Source organism: Vibrio fujianensis (genome assembly GCF_002749895.1).
Classification (GTDB): Bacteria; Pseudomonadota; Gammaproteobacteria; order Enterobacterales; family Vibrionaceae; genus Vibrio; species Vibrio fujianensis.
Genome location: NZ_NBUS01000043.1, coordinates 485,697 through 488,032, shown reverse-complemented (window position 1 = coordinate 488,032; position 2,336 = coordinate 485,697). Strand labels below are relative to the sequence as shown.

General features: G+C 43.6%; 3 protein-coding genes. 2 read left to right on the top strand and 1 reads right to left on the bottom strand.

What is annotated here, in order from left to right; genetic code table 11:
- Positions 1–36: 36 nt before the first annotated feature.
- A complete protein-coding gene (gmhB, locus tag B7C60_RS13065) occupies positions 37–603 on the bottom strand; it encodes a D-glycero-beta-D-manno-heptose 1,7-bisphosphate 7-phosphatase (protein WP_099612014.1) in 567 nt (188 codons plus the stop codon).
- Between the two features lie 213 nt (positions 604–816).
- Between gmhB and metN the strand changes: the two genes are divergently transcribed.
- Positions 817–1,851, top strand: a complete 1,035-nt coding sequence (metN, locus tag B7C60_RS13060; protein ID WP_099612013.1) for a methionine ABC transporter ATP-binding protein MetN — start codon at positions 817–819, stop codon at positions 1,849–1,851.
- Positions 1,841–2,336: methionine ABC transporter permease (locus tag B7C60_RS13055; protein ID WP_245869379.1), on the top strand; the 496-nt coding region annotated here is incomplete at its 3' end. The genes metN and B7C60_RS13055, both read left to right, overlap by 11 nt.

Here is a 2,336-nt window from a genome sequence, read left to right as displayed (position 1 = left end):
CTATATCAAGGATCGTCAGTTTTTTACTCATAGCGTTCAGATAGCCGAAGATAAAGAGCGAAGATAGGCGGGTACATTCGCAATGCTATCGAGAACCGCATTGGCTAAAGTTTCACCTTGTGAAGTAATCGGTTTACCGGTGCGCACTAAAATTTTCTGTCCTACCCCAGCAGCCTCTGCGGCCATCATGTCTTCGGCTTTATCACCCACCATCACCGACCTCGCCATATCAATTTTCAAAAAATCACGCGCTGAAAAAAACATGCCCGGCTTTGGTTTACGGCAGTCGCAATCTTGCTTATAGTCTCCAATCCCCTGTTCAGCATGATGTGGACAGTAGTAGACACCATCAAATTCAACCCCATTATCAACAAAGTTCCAATCCATCCACTGAGTGAGGGATAAGAAGCGATCTTCACTGAAGAGACCTCGAGCGATCCCAGACTGATTAGTCACCAGCACTAATAGATAGCCCATCTCTTTCAATTGTTGAGTCGCATCAAAAACACCATCAATAAAATGGAAATCGTGCTCATCATGCACATACCCCGTATCGAGGTTAATCACCCCATCACGGTCTAAAAACACAGCGGGTTTAGCCAAAACATTACTCTCTAGTGACGATTTTCCAAGAATTATACTCAACTAGCACCAATATGCTAGGTTGAAAGTCTACCAGTAAAATCAAGCCCCTCTTGTTCGATACTTAACAGCATAAAAAAGTTTTAGCCGTCTAGACGTAAAAATATCTATTGACTTAAAATCACAGAACTCATAGCATCAATCGACAAGAGTGAAAGAACGCGGCATGGTTTTATGATTCAAATTAATCAAGTAAATAAAGTGTTCTATCAAGGTAATCAAGAAATTCACGCCTTGGTAGACATTAATCTCCATATTGCACAAGGCACTATCTTTGGTGTTATCGGCTCATCAGGCGCAGGCAAAAGCACCTTGATACGTTGCGTCAATATGTTGGAAAAACCAACCAGTGGTAGTGTCATTGTCGATGGTGTCGATTTAACGACACTGAACAACAAACAGCTCAGCCAAGCAAGGCGCAATATTGGGATGATTTTTCAGCACTTTAACCTGCTTTCTTCCCGAACGGTGTTTGAAAATATCGCGCTACCCCTTGAGTTAGCCGGTCATCCCTCGACACATATTGCTCGTAAAGTGACAGAATTATTGACCTTAGTAGACTTAGCAGAAAAGCGAGATACTTATCCAGCCAATTTAAGTGGTGGGCAAAAGCAACGCGTTGCAATTGCGCGCACTTTAGCGTCTGATCCTAAAGTTTTACTTTGTGATGAAGCAACCAGTGCGCTTGATCCGGCAACAACGCAATCCATTCTTGAGCTTCTAAAAGAGATCAACCGACAATTAAATATTACGATTTTGCTGATTACCCATGAAATGGATGTAGTTAAAAACATTTGTCACGAGGTCGCCATCATCGGCGATGGACAATTAGTAGAAAAAGGTAGTGTCGGTGATATTTTTGCTTACCCCAAAACCACCTTAGCGCATCAGTTTATTCGTTCGACATTGGATCTTTCTATTCCAGACGATTACCAAGCGCGTTTACAACCACAACGAGTCACGGGCAGTTACCCTTTGGTTCGTCTCGAATTTACTGGCTCAACCGTCGATGCTCCCCTGATGTCACAGATTTCTCGCAAGTTTAATATCGATGTAAGCATCCTCAGCTCCGATCTTGACTACGCTGGCGGGGTAAAATTTGGCATGATGGTGGCAGAAATCTTTGGTGACGAACAAAATGATAGCGCCGCAATTCAATATCTCAGAGACAACAACGTAAAAGTCGAGGTGCTCGGTTATGTCCTTTAATAATATTGTAGACTGGCTGAATGCCATTAGTGCGTGGCTGAGCTTAAACAGCGACTTACTGTTAACGGCAACCTGGCAAACCATATATATGGTCGCCGTTGCTGGCTTAATTGGCTTTGCTATCGGCATTCCACTTGGCGTCGTTTTGCACCTCACTAAAAAAGGAGGGTTATTAGAAAATATACGACTCAACAAAATATTAGGTGCTATCGTCAACATTGGCCGCTCGGTACCATTTTTAGTCTTAATGGTTGCGATTATCCCGGTGACGAAACTATTAGTCGGAACCTTTATTGGCACGACTGCGGCGATCGTCCCTTTAACCATCGGCGCAATCCCTTTTGTTGCGCGTTTGATTGAAGGCGCTCTTATCGAAGTGCCCAGCGGTTTGGTTGAAGCAGCCCAAGCGATGGGGGCAACACCAATGCAGATTATCCGTAAAGTACTTCTACCTGAAGCGATGCCAACGATCTTAAATTCAGTGA